This is a genomic window from Oleiphilus sp. HI0066, assembly GCF_001635725.1.
Window position 1 is genome coordinate 1 of record NZ_LWFH01000440.1, and the last position, 1622, is coordinate 1622.

2 protein-coding genes are annotated in these 1622 nt (G+C 40.8%); both read left to right on the top strand.

Annotated elements, in window-relative coordinates; genetic code table 11:
- Positions 1-50: 50 nt before the first annotated feature.
- On the top strand, positions 51-983 hold the full coding sequence (gene pseH, locus A3738_RS05815) for a UDP-4-amino-4,6-dideoxy-N-acetyl-beta-L-altrosamine N-acetyltransferase (RefSeq protein WP_068480745.1): 933 nt from the start codon (positions 51-53) through the stop codon (positions 981-983).
- On the top strand, positions 980-1622 hold a 643-nt coding region (locus A3738_RS05820; RefSeq protein ID WP_197473636.1), incomplete at its 3' end, for an N-acetylneuraminate synthase family protein. The genes pseH and A3738_RS05820, both read left to right, overlap by 4 nt.

The following is a 1622-nucleotide window of genomic DNA, read 5'->3' on the forward strand; positions in this document are numbered from 1 at the left end:
GGGGCCAAAAGAGTCCTCAAACACTTACTAGATCAAAGTGAGCAAGCTTTATGAGCAAGACGAAATTAACTCCCCTATCTGAAGAACATTTGGATATGGTTCTAGAGTGGAGAAACAAGCCTGAAGTCCGCGCCAATATGTATACAGATCACATCATTTCTAAAGATGAACACTATCAATGGTTTGAGCACATAAAGTCCGAAAAAACAAAGCGCTATTTTGTTTTTTATATTGAACAGCAACCATGCGGAGTAATTGGTTTTACAGAAATAAATCAAAATGCAGGCACTGCTAGTTGGGCCTTCTACTCTGGAGACACTTCAATAAGAGGCGTTGGTTCAAAAATGGAAGTCTCTGCACTTAATTATGCTTTTAACTCACTAGGACTTAATAAACTTTATTGCGAAGTACTCGAATTCAATGACAAGGTAATTACGTTCCACAAAAAGCATGGCTTCAGCGTAGAAGGTATATTTAAAAATCAACACTTCTCAAAAGGTCGTTTGTGGGACATATACCGTTTAGCGATTTTCAAAAAGGACTGGAATAGACTTTCTATCGAACTACCATTAATGAGAGATAACAAGTTCGGGCCTGGTAAAACATTTACACATCAATTCTCCATTTCAAAAGAACAAGTGCTAATGTTTTCTGAAGCATCCTCTGACACAAACAAACTCCATATTGACGACGCGTACAGTCGTGAATATGGCTTCGATAAGAGTTTAGTCCATGGTTTTTTAAGCGGTTCAGTATTCTCCAAAATCTTTGGAACATTATTCCCTGGCGAAGGTACAATATATAAGAGCCAATCATTGGAGTTTAAATCACCCATTTACCCCAACACTGAGCTAAACGCAAAAATACATATTGAAACCAAAATAGGGAACCGTCTTAAAGTCCGCACTCTAGTTTTAGACAAAGACGATAATCCGGCTATCACTGGTTATGCAGAAATAATTTTACCTTTGGAAACAGCATGACACCAATTGCTATCAATGGGCGACAAATTGGGCTTAACACCGCCCCATACATCATCGCAGAATTGTCTGCAAACCATAATGGAAGTATCGAGCGCGCCTACGAAATAATGGTAATGGCCAAACGTTGTGGTGCTGACGCCATAAAACTCCAGTCCTACACAGCGGACACAATTACGATTGATTGTGATCGCCCAGAATTTAAAATTGAAGGTGGGCTATGGGGAGGTCGAACTCTTTACGACTTGTATTCGGAAGCATTTATGCCGTGGGAATGGCACAAGCCATTGTTCAAGAAAGCAAAAGAGTTAGGTATTACGATTTTCAGCTCACCCTTCGACGAAACAGCGGTTGATATGCTAGAAGAGCTAAACTGCCCTGCTTATAAAATCGCATCCTTTGAAGCAATAGATATCCCTCTCATCGAATATGTTGCGAAAACAGGCAAGCCCATGATCATTTCTACAGGCATGGCCAATGAAGAAGAGATTAGCGAAGCTGTCACAGCTGCAAAGCGGGCTGGCTGTAAAGAGTTAGTGATTTTGCATTGTGTTAGCGGTTATCCAGCCCCAGCTAACGACTATAATCTTGCGACAATCCGTGACATGGCTCAACGCTTCAATGTGCTTACAGGGCTTTCTG

Excerpts from the sequence above, each read along its gene's own strand:
- pseH (WP_068480745.1), top strand. The coding sequence starts at position 51 with ATGAGCAAGACGAAATTAACTCCCCTATCTGAAGAACATTTGGATATG.